We start from the raw sequence: 16,542 nt of genomic DNA on the forward strand, positions 1-16,542 counted from the left end.
GATGTCCCGAAACACGACGGATCTCTTCATTGTCCGCTCCGCAAGCGACATCGGCGCAGGCCACCGCTCCCGCAGACAGGCATCCTTCTCGAAAGGGATCATTCCGTGCCGCCAGCTCTTCGGAGAGTTCCTCATGTCTGCCTTCACCGCGGCCGAGCCCACCGCAACCACATCGGACCATATCTCGCTCTATCGAGCGATCTGGCGCTGGCATTTCTTCGCCGGTCTGCTCGTCATTCCCTTCCTGCTCAACCTGGCGATCACCGGGTCCATCTATCTCTTCAAGGATCAGATCGCCGACACCTTCTATGCCCATCGCAACATCGTTGCCGATACAGGCCCGATGCTGCCGCCGCAAAAGATCGTCGATGCGGCGCTGGCCGCAATGCCGGGCGCCACGGCGACATCCTATCGCGAAGCTGCGGCGGGAGATCGCTCCGTCTTGGTGACCGTATCGAAAGGTGGTCAATCGACGCTCGTCTACGTCAATCCGCACAACGACGACGTGCTCGGCTCGGTCGGCTCGAAAGAGGAATTCAGCTGGGTCGTCAAACGCATCCATAGCCTCGAATATTTCGGGACATGGACCAACCGCATCATCGAAATCGTCGGTGGCTTCGCGCTGATCCTCGTCGTGACGGGCATCTATCTCTGGTGGCCGCGTCGCCAGACAGGCGGCATCCTCACGGTTCGCGGCACGCCGTCCCGCCGCGTCTTCTGGCGCGATCTCCATGCCGTGACCGGCGCGGTCGCTGGCATCGTCATCTTCTTCCTCGCCTTCAGCGGCATGCCCTGGTCGGGCTACTGGGGTGCCAATGTCAATGCGTGGCTGACGTCTAACGATCTCGGCTATCCCGCGTCCCTCTGGGACGACGTGCCAAAATCGACGAAGGTTACGCAGGATGTGGTCAACCGCCCCGGCTGGATTGTCGAGAATGCCCCCGTGCCGCTCTCCGGCGTGGCAGCGGCGTCAAAGTCCATCGGGCTGGACAAGGCTGTGGAGATCGCCCGGGGACTGGGCATAGCCGCCGGCTTCAGCATGGCCTTGCCCTCCGACGAAACGGGCGTCTTCACCGCCTCGATCTTCCCCAAAGATCTTTCGAAGGAACGTACCGTTCATATCGACCAATATTCCGGCAAGCCGCTGGTCGATCTTTCCTTCGATCAATATCCGGCGTTCGGCAAGGCAATCGAATGGGGCATCAACGTCCATCAGGGACAGGAATGGGGCCTCTTCAACCAGCTGCTGATGCTGGCGACCTGCGTTGCCATTGTTCTCAGCTGTGTGACCGCAGTCGTGATGTGGTGGAAACGCCGGCCCGCCGGTCGTCTCGGCGTACCGCCCATGCCGCCCCAGAGGTCCGTCTACATCGGATTGTGGCTGATCGCGATCGCCTTCGGCGCCGCCTTTCCGCTGACGGGTCTCGCCGTCGTCGCCATGCTGCTGGCCGATCAGGCTGTCATCCGCTTTGTGCCGCCGCTGAAACGCTTTTTCTCATGAAAGGCTGCACGGCAGGGCCTGCCGCGTGACAGCATTCAAATCCCAGGAGGAAACCGATCATGACTCGATTTACCAGCCATTTCGTCGCCGCCAGCCTCTGCCTTGCCGCTCCCGGATTGGCTTTCGCCTCGGAGGTAACGCTTGGAAATCTCAAGATCGCCGCTGCCTATGTGCGAGCCATGGTGCCGGGCGCCGAGGTCGGCGGCGGCTACGTGAGCATCACCAATTCCGGCAGAACCGACGACCGGCTGATCGCAGCCAGCTCGTCGAGAGCTGTCAAAGTCGAGGTCCATGAGATGAAGATGGACAAAGACGTCATGGTCATGCGCCAGCTTGCCGGCGGTCTGCCGCTGCCCGCCGGCAAGACCGTCGACCTGAAGCCCGGCAGCTATCACCTCATGTTTATGGATGTCATCGATCCGTTCAAACAGGGCGAGACGATCAGAGCGAGATTGACCTTCGAAAAAGCCGGCTCCATCGATGTCGATTTCCCTGTGGGTTCGGCGGTCGCCAGCAAGGCGGACAACGGAGGCGAGCATGCCAACGCAGCTGAATGAACGGCGTGGCGGCAGCCGCGCCTCTCTTCGCGCCAAAGAGGAAAAGGCGATGTTCACGAAGGAATGGTCGGTCCCCGCGATCCTGACGGTCTTCCTGCTGAGCGTCTGCGGCTTGATCGCCTACTTCACGTGGAGCCTGATGCCACCGACGAAGGCGGCTGAGGACCATATCGGCGGCGCCTTCAACCTCATCGACGACCGGGGCCAGCCCGTTACCGCACAGGCGCTCAAGGGCCATCCATCGCTCATCTACTTCGGCTACACCCATTGCCCGGACGTCTGCCCGACCACGCTGTTCGAGATGGCCGGCTGGCTGAAGACGCTCGGCCCGGAAGCCGACAAGCTGAAAGCCTATTTCTTCTCCGTGGATCCTCAGCGCGACACGCCGGAGGTCATGCACAAATACACCGGCAATTTCACCGATCGCATCATCGGCGTCACCGGCGACCCGACGGAAATGCAGAAAGCCATCAAGGACTGGCGCATCTATGCCAAAGAGGTGCCTTCGCCCGATGGCGACTACACGATGGATCACACCGCCTCGGTCCTCCTCGTCGATGCCGACGGCAGTCTGCGCGGCCTGATCGCCTACGGAGAGGACAAGGACGTCGCTCTGCAAAAAATCCGCAGCCTTCTGAAATGAGCGGCCGCAAGCCGCTCCGCACATTCCCCTAGGCAGCAATCCGAACGGGATATTCCAGGCGACATCAGCCGCCGCCAGAACCTGCCGCAGGCCCCCTGCGGCGTCTCAACCCAAAAGGAAGACCGACATGCCCCGGATGAAGAAGCTTCTCCTCATTGCGGCCACGGCCAGCATCGCTCTCGCAGGCCAGGCCTTCGCGCACGCCCATCTCAAGTCCTCCGTTCCCGCCGCTGACAGCACCGTCAAGCAGGCACCTTCGGAACTCGACCTCACCTTCAGCGAAGGCTTGAACCTGAAGTTCAGCGGCGTGACAGTGACCGGCCCCGACAAGACGGCCGTCAAGACCGGCGCTGCCACGCTGATGGATGGCGACGCGACGCTGATGGTGCCGGTAAGCGACAAGCTTTCCTCCGGCAAATACACCGTGCAATGGCACGCGCTGTCGACAGATGGTCATAAGACCAACGGCAGCTACAGCTTCACCATAACGCCGTGATCCATTATCCCCGGAGCGATTTGACAGCCCGCTCCGGGGACGAAAGCCAGACACGGCAAATGGACATGATAGACGTTGCCAACTATCCGAACACGCATTTCCTGACGAAATGCAGCCAGCTGTCGTTGCGCCGAACGGTCACCCGCGGCAGGCCGAACGGATCGTCGCTCGGACGCGCCCTGCCTCGCCGCGTCGTGGTCGCCGCATTATAGCCCGCCTCATAGGTCAGCACCCGATCAAGCGGCGTCTCGTCGCCATAGGGAAAGCAGAAGGACGAGACGCCCTCGTCAAGCAGATCCTCAAGCAAACCGCGCGAATGCGAAATCTGGCGACGCGCCTCCTCCATCGGCAATTGCGGAAGATGGACGTGGTCAAGCGTGTGCGAGCCTACTTCGTGCCCGAGACTGCTCCACCGGCGCAGTTGCTCAACCGACATGCAAGGGGCGGGCGCCACGCCAAGCGGCGCGTCCCAGGTATTGCCGCCGCCGATCTGGTTCACGACCACGAAATTCGTGGCAGTGAAGCCGAACTCCTGGAGCACCGGCAGGGCATTCTCATAGACGTTCAGGTAGCTGTCATCGAAGGTGATTGCGGCAACCTTGCCGGCCTTCGCTCCCGTGATGTAAGGCAGCGCCTCACGCAGCGACAATCCCTGAATTCCAAGCCTTTTCAGCCATTCCATCTGGCGATGGAAAGCTTCCGGATGGACGACCATGCTTCTGAACGGCGCCTTGCGCGAAGGCGGCACCGCAATCTGATGATAAGCGAGGATTGGAACGGCCAAGTTTGATCTTCTCAGATGGAGCGGCGCGAACGCAGCGCAATTCTCGCACGATATAGCGGCCGCAGCACCTCCCTGGAAAGCCTCTCCATCAACGTCTTGCGGCTCTTGATGGTGCTTCCGCCAAGCTGCGAGGATATCTCATGTACACCACCAGGCAAAACCGCAAGCGGGGATATTTGCGTGAACCAGCTCATCTGCACGGTCGTATCGACCGGCCGGTCGAAATGGGTGGTAGCGCTGAGCAGACGAATAGCCGCATCACGGCTCACAAGCTGCGCCACCATGCCCAGACCGATGCGATCGGGCTGGATGACGCTGGTCTGGCCCTGGCTCAGAATGCACTTGCCATGTTCCTTGCCCATCCGGAAAGGGAAGCGGACGAACGCACGCGGCTTGAGACAAGCCTTGGCGGCTGCAAAGGCGGCATGAAAGGAGTCATCGATGTCCACATCGTCTTCGAAGATCAGGCCGGCATCGATGCCCTGCTCGACAATGGCAGTCCATGCCTTCCGATGCGACAGGAAGCATGCGATCTCGCCGATGCTCAGGGCAAAGGGATAATACGGCTTGTGCAGTCGCCGACGATACACCCGCTCTATCTCGGCGTCGGTCAAGGCGCTACCGTCGACCGCCTCTATGATTTCGCTCGGAACCGGAAGCTTCGCCGCGAGCCTTTCGACCTGTGGCATGCGGTCGCGAGCGCGATCAAGATGGATGATGAAGCCGCGGATGACCGGTTGGTTCGGCTCATCCAGGATGGCGCCAACCGGATTGGGAACGTGATCGAAGTCGAATCCCGCATGAGATCTTTCGAGCGGCATCGCCGAAGACGGGCTGAATTCGTGAGTTTGCATAAGAGATACCTCGGTGTCGTCTGTCACGAGGCTGTAGCAATCGTGAATGAGCGCGGGCTTAGGCAAACCTGAGGCCAAACTGAAAACTATTATTTTCAATCATTTGCATGGTGAAGGCGGCGCTAGACGAGCACGCTCACGCGACCGCTTGCGATCCTGTCTTCGACCCAGCTGCGTTCGTTGAGCCAAGCATGGCGTTTCCATCCCTCCCAGCTGAATCCGCACAGTTTCACGTCCCATTCGCGGGCGGGCAACAGCGAAAGAACATATCGGATGCCAAAGAAGCCGGTGCTGGGGAAAACCTCGCACATCCTGCGTTCCGGCACGCCGAGCTCCGAGCAGCCGTCGATGTAGAACTGGGGTGGCATTACCCGAATCTCCTTGCCGGCGGCGCCGACCAATTCGATCGTTCGCATCGTCCAGTCGCTGCGCCTGCCCTTCAGGCGCGAGAGGAAATTAGGCTTTGGGTGATATTTGCGGATGATCTCGGGATGATAGGCAAGCACGACCTCTTTCGCGGCCTTGAATGTGGCGCTTGCCAGAAAATTCGGATCGGTCAGTCGACGCTGCATCGGCTTGCTCGAGGCCGCGAGCATGAGAATATCCGTGCGCGAGCCGCTCATGCCGATAGACGCCTTGGGCTCGTTGAAGCGCATTGCAAATTGCGCACTGTCCACAATCTCAGACAGGTCGCGAGTAAGCTCGCCATTGCCGACGATGATTGCCGTCTTTCGGTTCAATTGTGAATATCCAGCCCTTTTCAGCCTGTCGGCCTAACCTCGCCGAATGACGCGAAACTGAGCAGTGGATGACGCGGGAATGAATAATCTCTGACACGAACCTGAAAGTCGACGTACTGTCACCCGCGGGCAACAGCGGCGTTGACTGCAGCTATCTCATCGATACGTCGGTGCGGGATTGCCCCGCCGATGCCTTGCGGATCGACGGCCCTCGATCTGATGTCATGCTTGAGATTGAATGGAAGCCGAACAGGCTTCCAAGATCGCTGAGCGGAGAGACCTCCGCCTACTCGACCGAGTTGAACTTCTTCACCTGAAGGAAGTTCACAGCCGAACCGCTGAAGCGTTCCGGATCGATGGAAGCCGTCTGCACCTTGAAGCCATCGGTATAGACAGCCGTCGGCTGGGCGCGAAGGGTCGGGCTCACGAAACGCGGCGCCTTGACCGGGCGGTTAATGATTTCGACGCGGGCCTTGGCAATCGCCCACTGGGAAATCATCTTCTCGGTCAGCTTCGGTTCAGTCGTCACCGTGGCCCGGCCGGCATCAGCTTGGGCTGCGTCCTGCTTGTTCGGACGGCCTCCCTTGGCCGCGATACCGACGGCAATCGCGCGCTCCTGCGGCACCGGTTCGAAGCTGTCATTGAAGCGACGGCTGCTGGCCTTGACCTCATTCTGGATCGGCGCCAGCGCGGCCACCTGCATCGGCATGCGTTGCGCCGGCCGCTGCTGCGGCAGAACCGCCGCGATCGCCTGCATGGCATCATTGCCGGCAGCCACACCATTCGCAGGGGCAACCTGATCCTTGGATGCAACATTGTTAAGCGGCGCACTCACCGGGACCGCAGCACTCGGATCCGGCCGATCGGGGCGGCTCTGCTCAAGAGCTGCGATGACGGACGGAGAGAGCGTACCCGCATCTGCCTGATCGTCGATCGCTTCCTGATCGGCATCCGCAGAGGCCAACAGGCTTTCGGCAACTTCGGGGCGCTCTGCCGGGACAGGGACGGCGGCGACCTGGCCGCTCATACCGGCGTCGACGGAGGCCGCCTCGGCATCGCCAGGGACGCGGCGGTCAAGCAAGGACGGCACGGGCACGCGATAGGAACGAAGATCGGCATATTGCTGCGACTGATCGTCCGCAGTCGGCATGGCCGCCGCAAGCGCATCCTGAGCGGCGTTATGCGACGACGACGATACGAGAGCGGAAGCAACGTCGCTGCCAGCAGGCTGATTGCCGAAGGCCGGGCGAACCTGCGGAACCGGAGCGTTTATGCTGGCAACCTGAACCTGGGCGGGCGCAGGGGCCGCGCTATCGTCACCCTCGTCGGCCGCGGACGGAGCCGGCTGGCTCTTTCCAGAAACCGAAGCAACAGCCACCGGCGCCGCGCCCTCATCTGCATTGTCCTCCGCCTCATCCGCACCGCCACCGCCAAAGAGACGGGCGAAGAAACCACGGCGAGACGACGAGGAACTGGCGATCTGGATATCGGACGACATGCGGCGCTTATAATCGGCAACGGCCTCCTGATAGCCCGGCAACGGTCGACCATCAGCAGGGATATGCATGGTCTTGCCATCCGGGAACAGGCGAACGAGATCCTGGCGATCCATGCGCGGCCATGCGCGCACGCCGCCGACGTCCATGTGCACGAAGGGCGAACCCGAGGTCGGATAGTAGCCTACGCCGCCCTCCTGGAGCTTCATGCCGAGCTCGCGCAGCTTGGTGAGCTTGACGTCCGGAATATAGAAATCCATCGCGTTGCCGAGCATATGCTGGCTCTTCTTGGCAACGCCCGTATGGGCCGATCGCGTGCGCAGCATCTCGTTGGTGCCCGGCGAACGGAATCCGCAGACGACGTAGATGAATTCGTGCGAACCGCTTTCGCGGTAGACTTCCCAGATCAGGTCGAACAGGCGCGGATTCATCTTGGTCGGCTGGTTCTTACGCCAGTCGCGCAGGATACGGTTCAGCTTTTCCAGACCGTCCGGATCGAACTTGCCGTTGCGCTTGTAGGTGATGACGGCCTTTTCGCCGGTATGGACGTAATAGATCTTCAGGCTGCGGGTTTCGCCCCCTGCCTGGGAAGGAGTGCCGACGAAAACAGGCGTGGAAACAGCCAAAGCAAGGAGGCCAACGGCTGCTACCTTGGCCACCTTGCTAAATAGATCAGAGCACGCAGAATGCCAGCTCAAGCTATTGCGCTTGGTATTTCCACTCAGATTCGGCAATTCGATCCCCGTCCGACAGACAATGTCGCATCGTGTTCCAAATGGCTGTCAATTGCGGTGACACGATGGCAAAAATGCCACACATGGTCGCCCTCTTCATACATGGTGAACGATGCACTAACAAGTGCTTTACGACGGGTAACAAAATATGCTTGCCTAAATGTTAAGTCAGTGCTCATGCAGCGTTTTTTTGCGGATCATCCGGATCTATCCCGTAATCCTTCAACTTCCGATAGAGAGTTGAGCGCCCGATTCCGAGTTTTCTTGCTACCTGACTCATCTGGCCCCGATAGAATTTGAGGGCAAATCGGATCAGCTCCTCTTCGACATCTGCCAGTTTTCTGACGTCTCCGGATATGTTGGTACTGACGATGACGTTGTCTGAAGCAGTGGCGGACTCATCGACCGCAGGAAGCGGTAAGGTTGCAGTTGTAGCCGGTGAAAAGGCGCGCACGCCGCGCTCGCCTCTCTCGCCAACGGCCTCCATCTGCGAATTATCCACAACTAAGGTTGGATGCTCGGCGGCAAAATAACCGGGCAGTTGAGCGGCGATCTGCGGGAAGTCCGTGTCCTGCAGCTCCGATCCTTCGGCCAGGACGACGGCGCGGAAGACGGCGTTTTCGAGCTGGCGGATGTTGCCCGGCCAGTCATAGGCCGTCAGCAGAGCGAGCGCGCTGTTGCTGATCGAAAGCGGATAGTCGAGCTTCTGTTCGAGCGCAAAGCGATCGGCGAATGCGCGCGCGAGATGCGGAATATCCTCCTTGCGACGACGCAGGGCCGGCATGGTGATCGGGAAGACGTTGAGGCGATAATAGAGATCCTCGCGGAAGCGCCCGGCCTTGACCTCTTCGATCAGGTCCTTGTTGGTAGCGGAGATCAACCGGACATTCACCTTCTGCGCGACGCGCGCGCCGACCGTCTCGATTTCCCCCTGCTGCACGGCGCGCAGCAGCTTGACCTGGACTTCCAGCGGCAGGTCGCCGATCTCGTCGAGGAACAGCGTGCCGCCGTCCGCTTCCATGAACTTGCCGACATGGCGCTCGGCCGCGCCCGTGAACGCGCCCTTTTCATGCCCGAAAAGGATGCTCTCGACCAGATTGTGCGGGATGGCACCGCAATTGACCGTTATGAACGGCTTGCCGGCACGATCGCTGGCGGCCTGGATGGCACGCGCCACGAGCTCCTTGCCAACCCCGGATTCGCCTTCCAGCACGACTGGAATGTTCGATTGCGATGCACGATGCGCAAGATCGATCACCCGCATCATCGCAGGACTTGCCGAGACGATGTCGTCGAACGTGATCGCGCTCGAGCGGGACCTGCGCCCGGCGCGGGCCTTCGCCTCGCGCTGATCGAGCTTCAGGGCATTGACGATCGAAGCCGAGATGCGCTCGGGAGACACGGGCTTTACGACGAAATCGAAAGCGCCGGCCCGCATGGCCTGCACCACGGTGTCGATACCGCCCTGTCCCGTCTGCACGATGACGGGCAGGTCGATACCCATGTCGTTCAGAGCGCCCAGAAACTCGATGCCGTTCATTTCGGGCATCATGAGATCGAGCACGATCACATTGATCTGATCGCTATTGCGCTTCAGAACCTCAAGGCCAAGGCGGCCATTCTCAGCCAGATGAGCAACGTGTCCGTGTCGCTCGATGGCATTCTTCAGCAGACGACGTTGAATCGGATCATCCTCAACAACGAGAACCTGCGCGCCCCCCTTGGCGCTATTATAAACGGTCATTGGTGCCTCACTTCATGCGAAACCTGACGCGAACATTCGCAGAAAGGCTTGAACATGAAGTTTTGCCAAACCATCGCATTTTAATCATTATGACGAATGTACTATCGCCTATGGTTCAACCGTCCGTGCGGGGAAATCAGGCTTGCAGCGTGCTTTCCAGCCGAATAGACACGGACGAACCGGATGTTCCGCAATAAAATGCAGAGGAAATATCGCCCATGAGCCCGACCGCGCTCCATCAATCCCTTAATTTTTCCGCGAGCCAGGCCGCCGCCGGCAGCGCGCTCGGAGACCTGCCCGCCTGGAAGCTCAGCGATCTCTACCCTTCCGCCACGTCGACCGCCTTCACCGGCGATATGGAAAAGGCCGGCAAGACGGCGGTCGCCTTCGAAGAGAAATGGAAGGGCAAGCTTACGGATGCCGCCAGCAAGACCGGCGATGCCGGCATCGGAGCTGCTCTGAAGGAGTATGAGGCGCTTGATGATATCATGGGCCGGCTCGGCTCATTTGCCGGCCTTACCTATTTCTCCAACACCAGCGATCCCGCCAACGGCAAGCTCTATGGCGATGTGCAGACGCGGCTGACGGACTACGCCGCCCATCTCCTGTTCTTCCCGCTGGAACTTAACCGCATCGATGATGCCGCGATGGACGCCTGCATGGCGAACGACCCAGCCGCCGGCCACTATCGCCCCTGGATCGTCGACCTGCGCAAGGACAAGCCTCATCAGCTCGAAGACAGGCTGGAGCAGCTGTTCCTGGAGAAGTCCATGACCAGCGCCGCTGCCTTCAACCGGCTGTTCGACGAGACAATGGCGGAGCTGCGCTTCGAGATCGACGGCGAGAAGCAGCCACTCGAAGTCGCGCTGAACATGCTGCAGGAGCAGGATCCGGAAGCGCGCCGCAAAGCGGCCATGGCGCTTGCCGAGACCTTCAAGGCCAACCTGCGCACCTTCACGCTGATCACCAACACGCTCGCTAAGGACAAGGAAATTTCCGACCGCTGGCGGGGCTTCGAGGATATCGCCGACAGCAGGCATCTGGCCAACCGCGTCGAACGCGAAGTGGTGGATGCGCTGGCGGCGGCCGTGCACGAGGCCTATCCACGCCTTTCGCATCGCTATTACAAGATGAAGGCCAAGTGGCTCGGCATGGAGCAGATGAATTTCTGGGACCGCAACGCGCCGCTGCCGGAAACGCCCAACGCCCTGATCCCCTGGAGTGAGGCGAAGGAGACCGTTCTTTCCGCCTACGGCAAATTCGCCCCCGAAATGGCCGCTATCGCCAAGCGCTTCTTCGATGAGGAATGGATCGACGCGCCGGTACGCCCAGGCAAGGCGCCCGGCGCCTTCGCCCATCCAACCGTGCCGTCGGCGCACCCCTACGTGCTCGTCAACTATATGGGCAAGCCGCGCGATGTCATGACGCTGGCGCATGAACTCGGCCACGGCGTGCATCAGGTGCTGGCGGGCGGCCAGGGCGCGTTGATGTGCCAGACGCCGCTGACGCTGGCGGAAACCGCCTCCGTCTTCGGCGAGATGCTCACCTTCCGCGCCCTTCTCGACAAGACGACCGATAAGCGCGAGCGCAAGGCGATGCTCGCCCAGAAGGTCGAGGACATGATCAACACGGTCGTGCGCCAGATCGCCTTCTACGAATTCGAGCGCAAGGTGCATACCGCCCGCAAGAATGGCGAGCTGACCGCCGAGGACATCGGCGAGCTGTGGCTCTCCATCCAGTCGGAAAGCTTAGGGCCGGCGATCAGGATATCCGAGGGCTACGAGACTTACTGGGCCTATATCCCTCACTTCATTCATTCGCCCTTCTATGTCTATGCCTATGCCTTCGGCGATTGCCTGGTGAATTCGCTCTATGCCGTCTATAGCAATGCCGAAAAGGGCTTCCAGGAGAAGTATTTCGAGCTGCTGAAGGCCGGCGGCACCAAGCATCATTCCGAACTCTTGAAGCCTTTCGGCCTCGACGCCACCGATCCGTCGTTCTGGAGCAAGGGACTGTCGATGATCGAAGGGCTGATCGACGAGCTGGAAGCGCTAGATAAGAACTGAAACTCCGCCTGCTCGCAGGAGCAGCAGGCCAGGCAGGTCTGCCATCGCCGTATCCTCGCGCATGGCCCCTCACCCCGACCCTCTCCCCGCCGATGCGGGGAGAGGGAGCTGCGGCAGCAGCCTTCGCATCATTTTGGCACGAATGGTGCGGCAAATGCCGGATCGGTTCCCTCTCCCCGCTTGCGGGGAGAGGGCTAGGGTGAGGGGCCGGGCGCCTGGTTGCGGCACGCACACCCAGCCTGACAATCGACATAACGAGAGCCCGATAGAAACCCGTCCAATGGCCGATGCCCGACCCTACGTCCTCTTCAGGGACGACAGCACAGGACAGGTGATGGTCTTTGCCGAACCGGCTGAGATCATCACGGCCCGGACGCGCGCGGAATTCTTCCGCGCGCTCGATCGGATGCAAAAGGTCAGGCAACAGGGAAAATGGCTGGCGGGATATATCGCCTATGAAGCCGGCCATCTCTTCGAGGAAAAGCTGGCGCCTTTTGCCGAAGACAACCGGGAAACGCCGCTGCTCTGCTTCGGCGTCTTCGAGGCTCCCGCAGCCGGCGATCATCCTCTCGGCCAGCCGACACAGCGCCTGGAAAACCAGGAATTTTTGACCGAGCCGAAGGCCGCCTGGGATTTCCCTATATATAAAGAGAGATTCGACAGGCTGCACCGGCATATCCGCCTGGGCGACTGCTATCAGGCGAACCTGACCATGCCGATCCGTGCCCGCTGGAACGGCGACGCCAGGGCCGCCTTCTGGTCGCTGATCGAACGACAGCCTGTGAAATATGGCGCGCTCGTCGATCTCGGCGGACCGATCATCCTGTCGCGCTCGCCGGAGCTTTTCTTCCGGACCGACGAAGAGGGCTGGATCGAAACCCACCCGATGAAAGGTACGGCCAAGCGCGGTGCTGACGCAACGGAAGATGCCGAGATCATCAGCGCCATGCTTGCCGACGAGAAGACGCAGGCCGAAAACCGCATGATCGTCGATCTGCTGCGCAACGATATCTCTCGCATCACCGAAGTCGGCACGCTCGATGTGCCCAGGCTCTTCGAAATCGAGACCTATCCGACCGTGCACCAGATGGTCAGCCATGTGCAGGCCAAGCTGCTCCCCGGCATGTCAATCCGCGACATCCTGACCGCACTCTTCCCCTGCGGCTCGATTACCGGCGCGCCGAAAATGCGGGCGATGGAAATCCTGCACGAGCTCGAGGACGGCCCGCGCGATGCCTATTGCGGCGCCATCGGCATGATCTCGCCGACGGGCGCCATGCGCTTTTCGGTGGCGATCCGCACGATCACGCTTTTCGAAGACGGCCGGGCGGTGTTCAATGTCGGCGGAGGTATCGTCTTCGATTCGACAGCGGAAGCGGAATATGAAGAATGCCTCCTGAAGGCGCGTTTCGCCGTGGGGGACCGATGGATCGACCGCTAGAGGACTTTTCCCTGATCGAGACGCTGCGTTACGAACCGGATGCCGGTTTCATCCGCCTGCGTCTGCACCTCGCCCGGCTGCAACGCTCCGCGCGCCGTCTCGGCTTTTCCGCTCCCAAGAGCGTACTCAGCAAACTCGAAGATGCCGTTGCCGGTGCATCCGCGCCCTTGCGGGTCAGGCTGACGCTGGATCGCGAGGGGCAGGCGGCGGTAACGACAGCCGCCTTCGCATCGTTGCCGCCCGAAACGATCTGGCGCGTCCGCATCGCCGCAACGCGGCTCGATTCCACCGACAAGCTGCTGCGCGTCAAAACCACCCGCCGCTCCGTCTATGAGGCCGCACGCGCCGAATATGGGCCCGACGAAGCAGACGAGGTCTTGCTGCTGAATGAGAAGGGCGAGGTTTGCGAGGGTACCATCACCTCCGTCTTCCTCGAGGATAGCCCGGACGCGTTGCGCACGCCGCCCATTTCCTCAGGCCTGCTTGCCGGCGTATTGCGCACCGAGCTCATCTGCCAGCGCAAGGCCCGTATCGGCCGCATCCGGCCCGAGGACCTGCAAGACCGCACGCTTTATGTCGGAAACTCCCTGCGCGGCCTGATCCGCGCGCAACTCATATGGAATTGATGCATGCTCATTCTCTCGCTCACCTACCTCAAGGGTAACGACGAAGCCGACAAGTACATGGAGCCGCACATGGCCTGGGTGAAGGAGGGATATGCCAAGGGCTGGTTCCTCGCGTCCGGCCGCAAGGTGCCGCGCACCGGCGGCGTCGTTTTTACCTGCGGCGATCGCGCCGAACTGGAAGCCTATGTGGCCGCCGACCCTTTCACCATCCACGGAATAGCATCCTACGAGGTCCAGGAAATCGCCCTCACCACCGTTGTCGACGGATTGGAGGCCCTGAAGGCCTGATCGACCGAAGGCAACAAACTCGTCGCATATGGCGTGTATGGTGCCCTTATCTTGACTTTGCCCGGCTAACCCCGAACAGCTCTTTATTGTGACATCAAATTATGATTAGAGCCCTTCACCTCGCGTTCTCGCGCAAACTCTGATGAATTTCATGAACCGAACGGCGTCCTGCCTTTCGAAGGAGACAAGAATGACGGAACAGAACTATCCGGTATATGCCGAAATTACCGGTCCGATCGTAATGATCGGCTTTGGCTCCATCGGCCGCGGCACGCTGCCGCTGATCGAGCGCCATTTCAAATTCGACAAGAGCCGGATGGTCGTCATCGACCCGCGTGAAGAACCAGCCGACATGGAAATCCTGGCAAAGCACGGCGTCCGTCATATCAAGGAACATGTCACCAAGGAAAACTACAAGGAACTGCTGAAGCCGCTCCTGACGGAAGGTGGCGGCCAGGGTTTCTGCGTCAATCTCTCGGTCGATACCGGCTCGCTCGATCTGGTCAAGCTGTGCCGCAAGCTCGACGTGCTCTACATCGACACCGTCGTCGAACCCTGGCTCGGCTTCTATTTCGACAAGAGCCTGAAGAATGCCGACCGCACCAACTATGCCCTGCGCGAAACCATGCGCAAGGAAAAGGCGAAGAACCCGGGCGGCACGACGGCCGTTTCCACCTGCGGCGCAAACCCGGGCATGGTATCCTGGTTCGTCAAGCAGGCGCTCGTCAACCTCGCCAAGGATATCGGCCTGAAGTTCGAAGAGCCGGACCAGCATGACCGCGAAGGCTGGGCCAAGCTGATGAAGAAGGTCGGCGTCAAGGGCATCCATATCGCCGAGCGCGACACGCAGCGCACCAAGCATCCGAAGCCGCTCAACGTCTTCTGGAACACCTGGTCGGTCGAAGGCTTCATTTCCGAAGGCCTGCAGCCGGCCGAGCTCGGCTGGGGCACCCATGAAGAATGGATGCCGAAGAACGCCAAGAAGCACAAGAAGGGCTGCCAGGCGGCCATCTATCTGGAACAGCCGGGCGCCAACACCCGCGTTCGCACCTGGTGCCCGACGCCAGGTCCGCAATACGGCTTCCTGGTCACGCATAACGAATCCATCTCGATCGCCGACTTCTTCACGGTTCGCGACAAGGACGGCGACGTCACCTTCCGCCCGACCTGCCACTATGCCTACCATCCCGCCAACGACGCCGTGCTTTCGCTGCACGAAATGTTCGGCAATGGCGGCACGCCGCAGCCGGTTCATCACGTTCTCGACGAGGACGAACTGGAAGACGGCATCGATGAACTCGGCGTCCTGCTCTATGGCCACGACAAGAACGCCTACTGGTACGGTTCGCGCCTGTCTCTCGAAGAGACCCGCCGCATCGCTCCCTACCAGAACGCGACCGGCCTGCAGGTAACCTCCGCCGTTCTCGCCGGCATGGTCTGGGCGCTGGAAAACCCGACCGCCGGCATCGTCGAAGCCGACGAGATCGACTACAAGCGCTGCCTCGAAGTGCAGCTGCCCTATCTCGGTCCGGTTGAAGGCCACTACACCGACTGGACGCCGCTCGACGGCCGTCCGGGCCTCTTCCCGGAAGACATCGACACCAAGGATCCCTGGCAGTTCAGGAATATCCTGGTTCGCTAACAGAAACGGCGTTCGCAAGGCGCAACGCTCGAATGCCCGCACAGGTCGTGCGGGCATTTTTGTTACGCAAGCGGGATAAATCAAGCAGTTGCGTTCTCAAGCCTTGCTTTAACCCAATAGCCGCGCCATCTTTCTCGCAACCGATACGACAATAGACCGCCTTCATCGCGGGAGATATTTATGAAGATCAGAACCGTGCTTTCCCTCGCAGCCGCTACGGCAGCCTTGTCCGCCTGCGTCGATTTCGGCGGATCGAGACCGCCGCCGATGGCGATGAACCCCGGCGCGCAGCCACGGGCGAACTCGGTGGAAGGCAGTTGGGCGGATTCGAACGGTCTGAGTTCGACATTTTCGGCCGGCCGTTTCGAGACGCACACGACCGACGGCACAAACCAGCAGATGGCCTCCGGAACCTACACGACCGACGCTTCCGGCGTCGTCCAGATCAATCTCTATTCGAACATCAAGCGCACCAGCTCCAAGGTGAACTGCTTCATGGCCAACCCCGGTCAGCTTAACTGCACTTCCGAGACCGGCGGACACTTCTCCCTCAACCGCCAGGGCTGAACAGGCCCGGCGGACGGATAAGACGTCATGCACCGTATGATGGTGCTCTATCTGGCCCTCATCGCAGCATTGCCTTTCGCCGTCCTGGCCGCGATTCTCCCCGTCAACAGCTACCGGGCTCAAGGTAACGAGGCGCTCGACTGTGACGGGCCGATGAGTGTCCTCATCTTCGCGCTGCCCGTCTTGCTGATCTATGGTGCCGGCGCGATCCAGCTTTATCGGGTCAGGCGTCGGCGTTTTCATCTCGCTGCGGCGCTCTGCTGCCTGCTTGTCTTTTGCGCTGTCGGCTGGAATAGCGCGACGGCATCGCTGGAATCCTACGGAGACGCCTCTATCGAAGCATGCTCTTGATCTGACGGCTCA

15 protein-coding genes and 2 pseudogenes are annotated in these 16,542 nt (G+C 60.7%); 11 read left to right on the plus strand and 6 right to left on the minus strand.

Annotated elements, in window-relative coordinates; translation table 11 throughout:
* Window positions 1-133 precede the first annotated feature (133 nt).
* The 4 genes from AB8B29_RS12940 (at window position 134) to copC (ending at window position 3,197) form a co-directional block, all read left to right on the plus strand.
* Window positions 134-1,501, plus strand: coding sequence for a PepSY-associated TM helix domain-containing protein (locus AB8B29_RS12940; RefSeq protein ID WP_113118569.1), 1,368 nt, complete (start codon window positions 134-136; stop codon window positions 1,499-1,501).
* A gap of 59 nt (window positions 1,502-1,560) precedes the next feature.
* Window positions 1,561-2,058: a copper chaperone PCu(A)C gene (locus AB8B29_RS12945; protein WP_051963438.1), complete on the plus strand. Its 498-nt coding sequence runs from the start codon at window positions 1,561-1,563 to the stop codon at window positions 2,056-2,058.
* A gap of 49 nt (window positions 2,059-2,107) precedes the next feature.
* Window positions 2,108-2,701 (plus strand): SCO family protein, encoded by a 594-nt coding sequence (locus AB8B29_RS12950; protein ID WP_113118570.1) that lies wholly within the window; start codon window positions 2,108-2,110, stop codon window positions 2,699-2,701.
* Window positions 2,702-2,828: 127 nt separating this feature from the next.
* Complete coding sequence (gene copC, locus AB8B29_RS12955; protein WP_113118539.1) at window positions 2,829-3,197, plus strand: copper homeostasis periplasmic binding protein CopC; 369 nt, start codon at window positions 2,829-2,831, stop codon at window positions 3,195-3,197.
* A gap of 82 nt (window positions 3,198-3,279) precedes the next feature.
* Here the strand turns inward: copC and AB8B29_RS12960 are convergent, their stop codons facing one another.
* The 6 genes and pseudogenes from AB8B29_RS12960 to AB8B29_RS12985 all read right to left on the minus strand — a co-directional run.
* A complete protein-coding gene (locus tag AB8B29_RS12960; protein WP_047555344.1) occupies window positions 3,280-3,981 on the minus strand; it encodes a polysaccharide deacetylase family protein in 702 nt (233 codons plus the stop codon).
* Window positions 3,982-3,992: 11 nt separating this feature from the next.
* Window positions 3,993-4,835 carry a glycosyltransferase family 25 protein gene (locus AB8B29_RS12965; protein WP_113118540.1) on the minus strand — a complete coding sequence of 281 codons (843 nt, stop codon included), beginning with the start codon at window positions 4,833-4,835 and terminating at the stop codon, window positions 3,993-3,995.
* A 122-nt stretch (window positions 4,836-4,957) separates the two neighbouring features.
* Window positions 4,958-5,575, minus strand: a complete 618-nt coding sequence (locus AB8B29_RS12970; RefSeq protein WP_052224186.1) for a hypothetical protein — start codon at window positions 5,573-5,575, stop codon at window positions 4,958-4,960.
* A 286-nt stretch (window positions 5,576-5,861) separates the two neighbouring features.
* Window positions 5,862-7,805: a DUF882 domain-containing protein gene (locus AB8B29_RS12975; protein WP_113118541.1), complete on the minus strand. Its 1,944-nt coding sequence runs from the start codon at window positions 7,803-7,805 to the stop codon at window positions 5,862-5,864.
* 175 nt (window positions 7,806-7,980) lie between these two features.
* A pseudogene (locus AB8B29_RS12980) lies at window positions 7,981-8,193 on the minus strand (helix-turn-helix domain-containing protein); the annotation flags it as partial.
* Window positions 8,194-8,297: 104 nt separating this feature from the next.
* Window positions 8,298-9,549 (minus strand): annotated as a pseudogene (locus AB8B29_RS12985) (sigma-54-dependent transcriptional regulator); the annotation flags it as partial.
* Window positions 9,550-9,767: 218 nt separating this feature from the next.
* Here AB8B29_RS12985 and AB8B29_RS12990 point away from each other — a divergent pair.
* From AB8B29_RS12990 to AB8B29_RS13020, 7 genes are all read left to right on the plus strand, one after another.
* Complete coding sequence (locus AB8B29_RS12990; RefSeq protein ID WP_112440676.1) at window positions 9,768-11,615, plus strand: M3 family oligoendopeptidase; 1,848 nt, start codon at window positions 9,768-9,770, stop codon at window positions 11,613-11,615.
* Window positions 11,616-11,895: 280 nt separating this feature from the next.
* Window positions 11,896-13,056: an aminodeoxychorismate synthase component I gene (locus AB8B29_RS12995; RefSeq protein WP_037196401.1), complete on the plus strand. Its 1,161-nt coding sequence runs from the start codon at window positions 11,896-11,898 to the stop codon at window positions 13,054-13,056.
* Window positions 13,041-13,682, plus strand: a complete 642-nt coding sequence (locus AB8B29_RS13000) for an aminotransferase class IV family protein (protein ID WP_113118543.1) — start codon at window positions 13,041-13,043, stop codon at window positions 13,680-13,682. The genes AB8B29_RS12995 and AB8B29_RS13000 overlap by 16 nt, the downstream gene beginning before the upstream one ends.
* A gap of 3 nt (window positions 13,683-13,685) precedes the next feature.
* Complete coding sequence (locus AB8B29_RS13005) at window positions 13,686-13,970, plus strand: YciI family protein (RefSeq protein WP_113118544.1); 285 nt, start codon at window positions 13,686-13,688, stop codon at window positions 13,968-13,970.
* A 190-nt stretch (window positions 13,971-14,160) separates the two neighbouring features.
* A complete protein-coding gene (locus AB8B29_RS13010) occupies window positions 14,161-15,612 on the plus strand; it encodes a homospermidine synthase (RefSeq protein ID WP_037196398.1) in 1,452 nt (483 codons plus the stop codon).
* Between the two features lie 180 nt (window positions 15,613-15,792).
* Window positions 15,793-16,179, plus strand: a complete 387-nt coding sequence (locus AB8B29_RS13015; protein ID WP_037196397.1) for a hypothetical protein — start codon at window positions 15,793-15,795, stop codon at window positions 16,177-16,179.
* Between the two features lie 27 nt (window positions 16,180-16,206).
* Window positions 16,207-16,530 carry a hypothetical protein gene (locus AB8B29_RS13020; RefSeq protein WP_092573455.1) on the plus strand — a complete coding sequence of 108 codons (324 nt, stop codon included), beginning with the start codon at window positions 16,207-16,209 and terminating at the stop codon, window positions 16,528-16,530.
* Window positions 16,531-16,542: the final 12 nt, after the last annotated feature.

Source organism: Rhizobium sp. 11_C7_N12_5, from assembly GCF_051811145.1.
Lineage (GTDB): Bacteria > Pseudomonadota > Alphaproteobacteria > Rhizobiales > Rhizobiaceae > Rhizobium > Rhizobium lusitanum.

Coding starts and splice junctions, on each gene's coding strand:
- AB8B29_RS13000 (WP_113118543.1), top strand. CDS start 13,041: ATGGATCGACCGCTAGAGGACTTTTCCCTGATCGAGACGCTGCGTTAC.
- AB8B29_RS12950 (WP_113118570.1), top strand. CDS start 2,108: ATGTTCACGAAGGAATGGTCGGTCCCCGCGATCCTGACGGTCTTCCTG.
- AB8B29_RS12995 (WP_037196401.1), top strand. CDS start 11,896: ATGGCCGATGCCCGACCCTACGTCCTCTTCAGGGACGACAGCACAGGA.
- AB8B29_RS12940 (WP_113118569.1), top strand. CDS start 134: ATGTCTGCCTTCACCGCGGCCGAGCCCACCGCAACCACATCGGACCAT.
- AB8B29_RS13020 (WP_092573455.1), top strand. CDS start 16,207: ATGCACCGTATGATGGTGCTCTATCTGGCCCTCATCGCAGCATTGCCT.
- AB8B29_RS12990 (WP_112440676.1), top strand. CDS start 9,768: ATGAGCCCGACCGCGCTCCATCAATCCCTTAATTTTTCCGCGAGCCAG.
- AB8B29_RS13010 (WP_037196398.1), top strand. CDS start 14,161: ATGACGGAACAGAACTATCCGGTATATGCCGAAATTACCGGTCCGATC.
- AB8B29_RS13015 (WP_037196397.1), top strand. CDS start 15,793: ATGAAGATCAGAACCGTGCTTTCCCTCGCAGCCGCTACGGCAGCCTTG.
- copC (WP_113118539.1), top strand. CDS start 2,829: ATGCCCCGGATGAAGAAGCTTCTCCTCATTGCGGCCACGGCCAGCATC.
- AB8B29_RS12945 (WP_051963438.1), top strand. CDS start 1,561: ATGACTCGATTTACCAGCCATTTCGTCGCCGCCAGCCTCTGCCTTGCC.
- AB8B29_RS12965 (WP_113118540.1), bottom strand. CDS start 4,835: ATGCAAACTCACGAATTCAGCCCGTCTTCGGCGATGCCGCTCGAAAGA.
- AB8B29_RS13005 (WP_113118544.1), top strand. CDS start 13,686: ATGCTCATTCTCTCGCTCACCTACCTCAAGGGTAACGACGAAGCCGAC.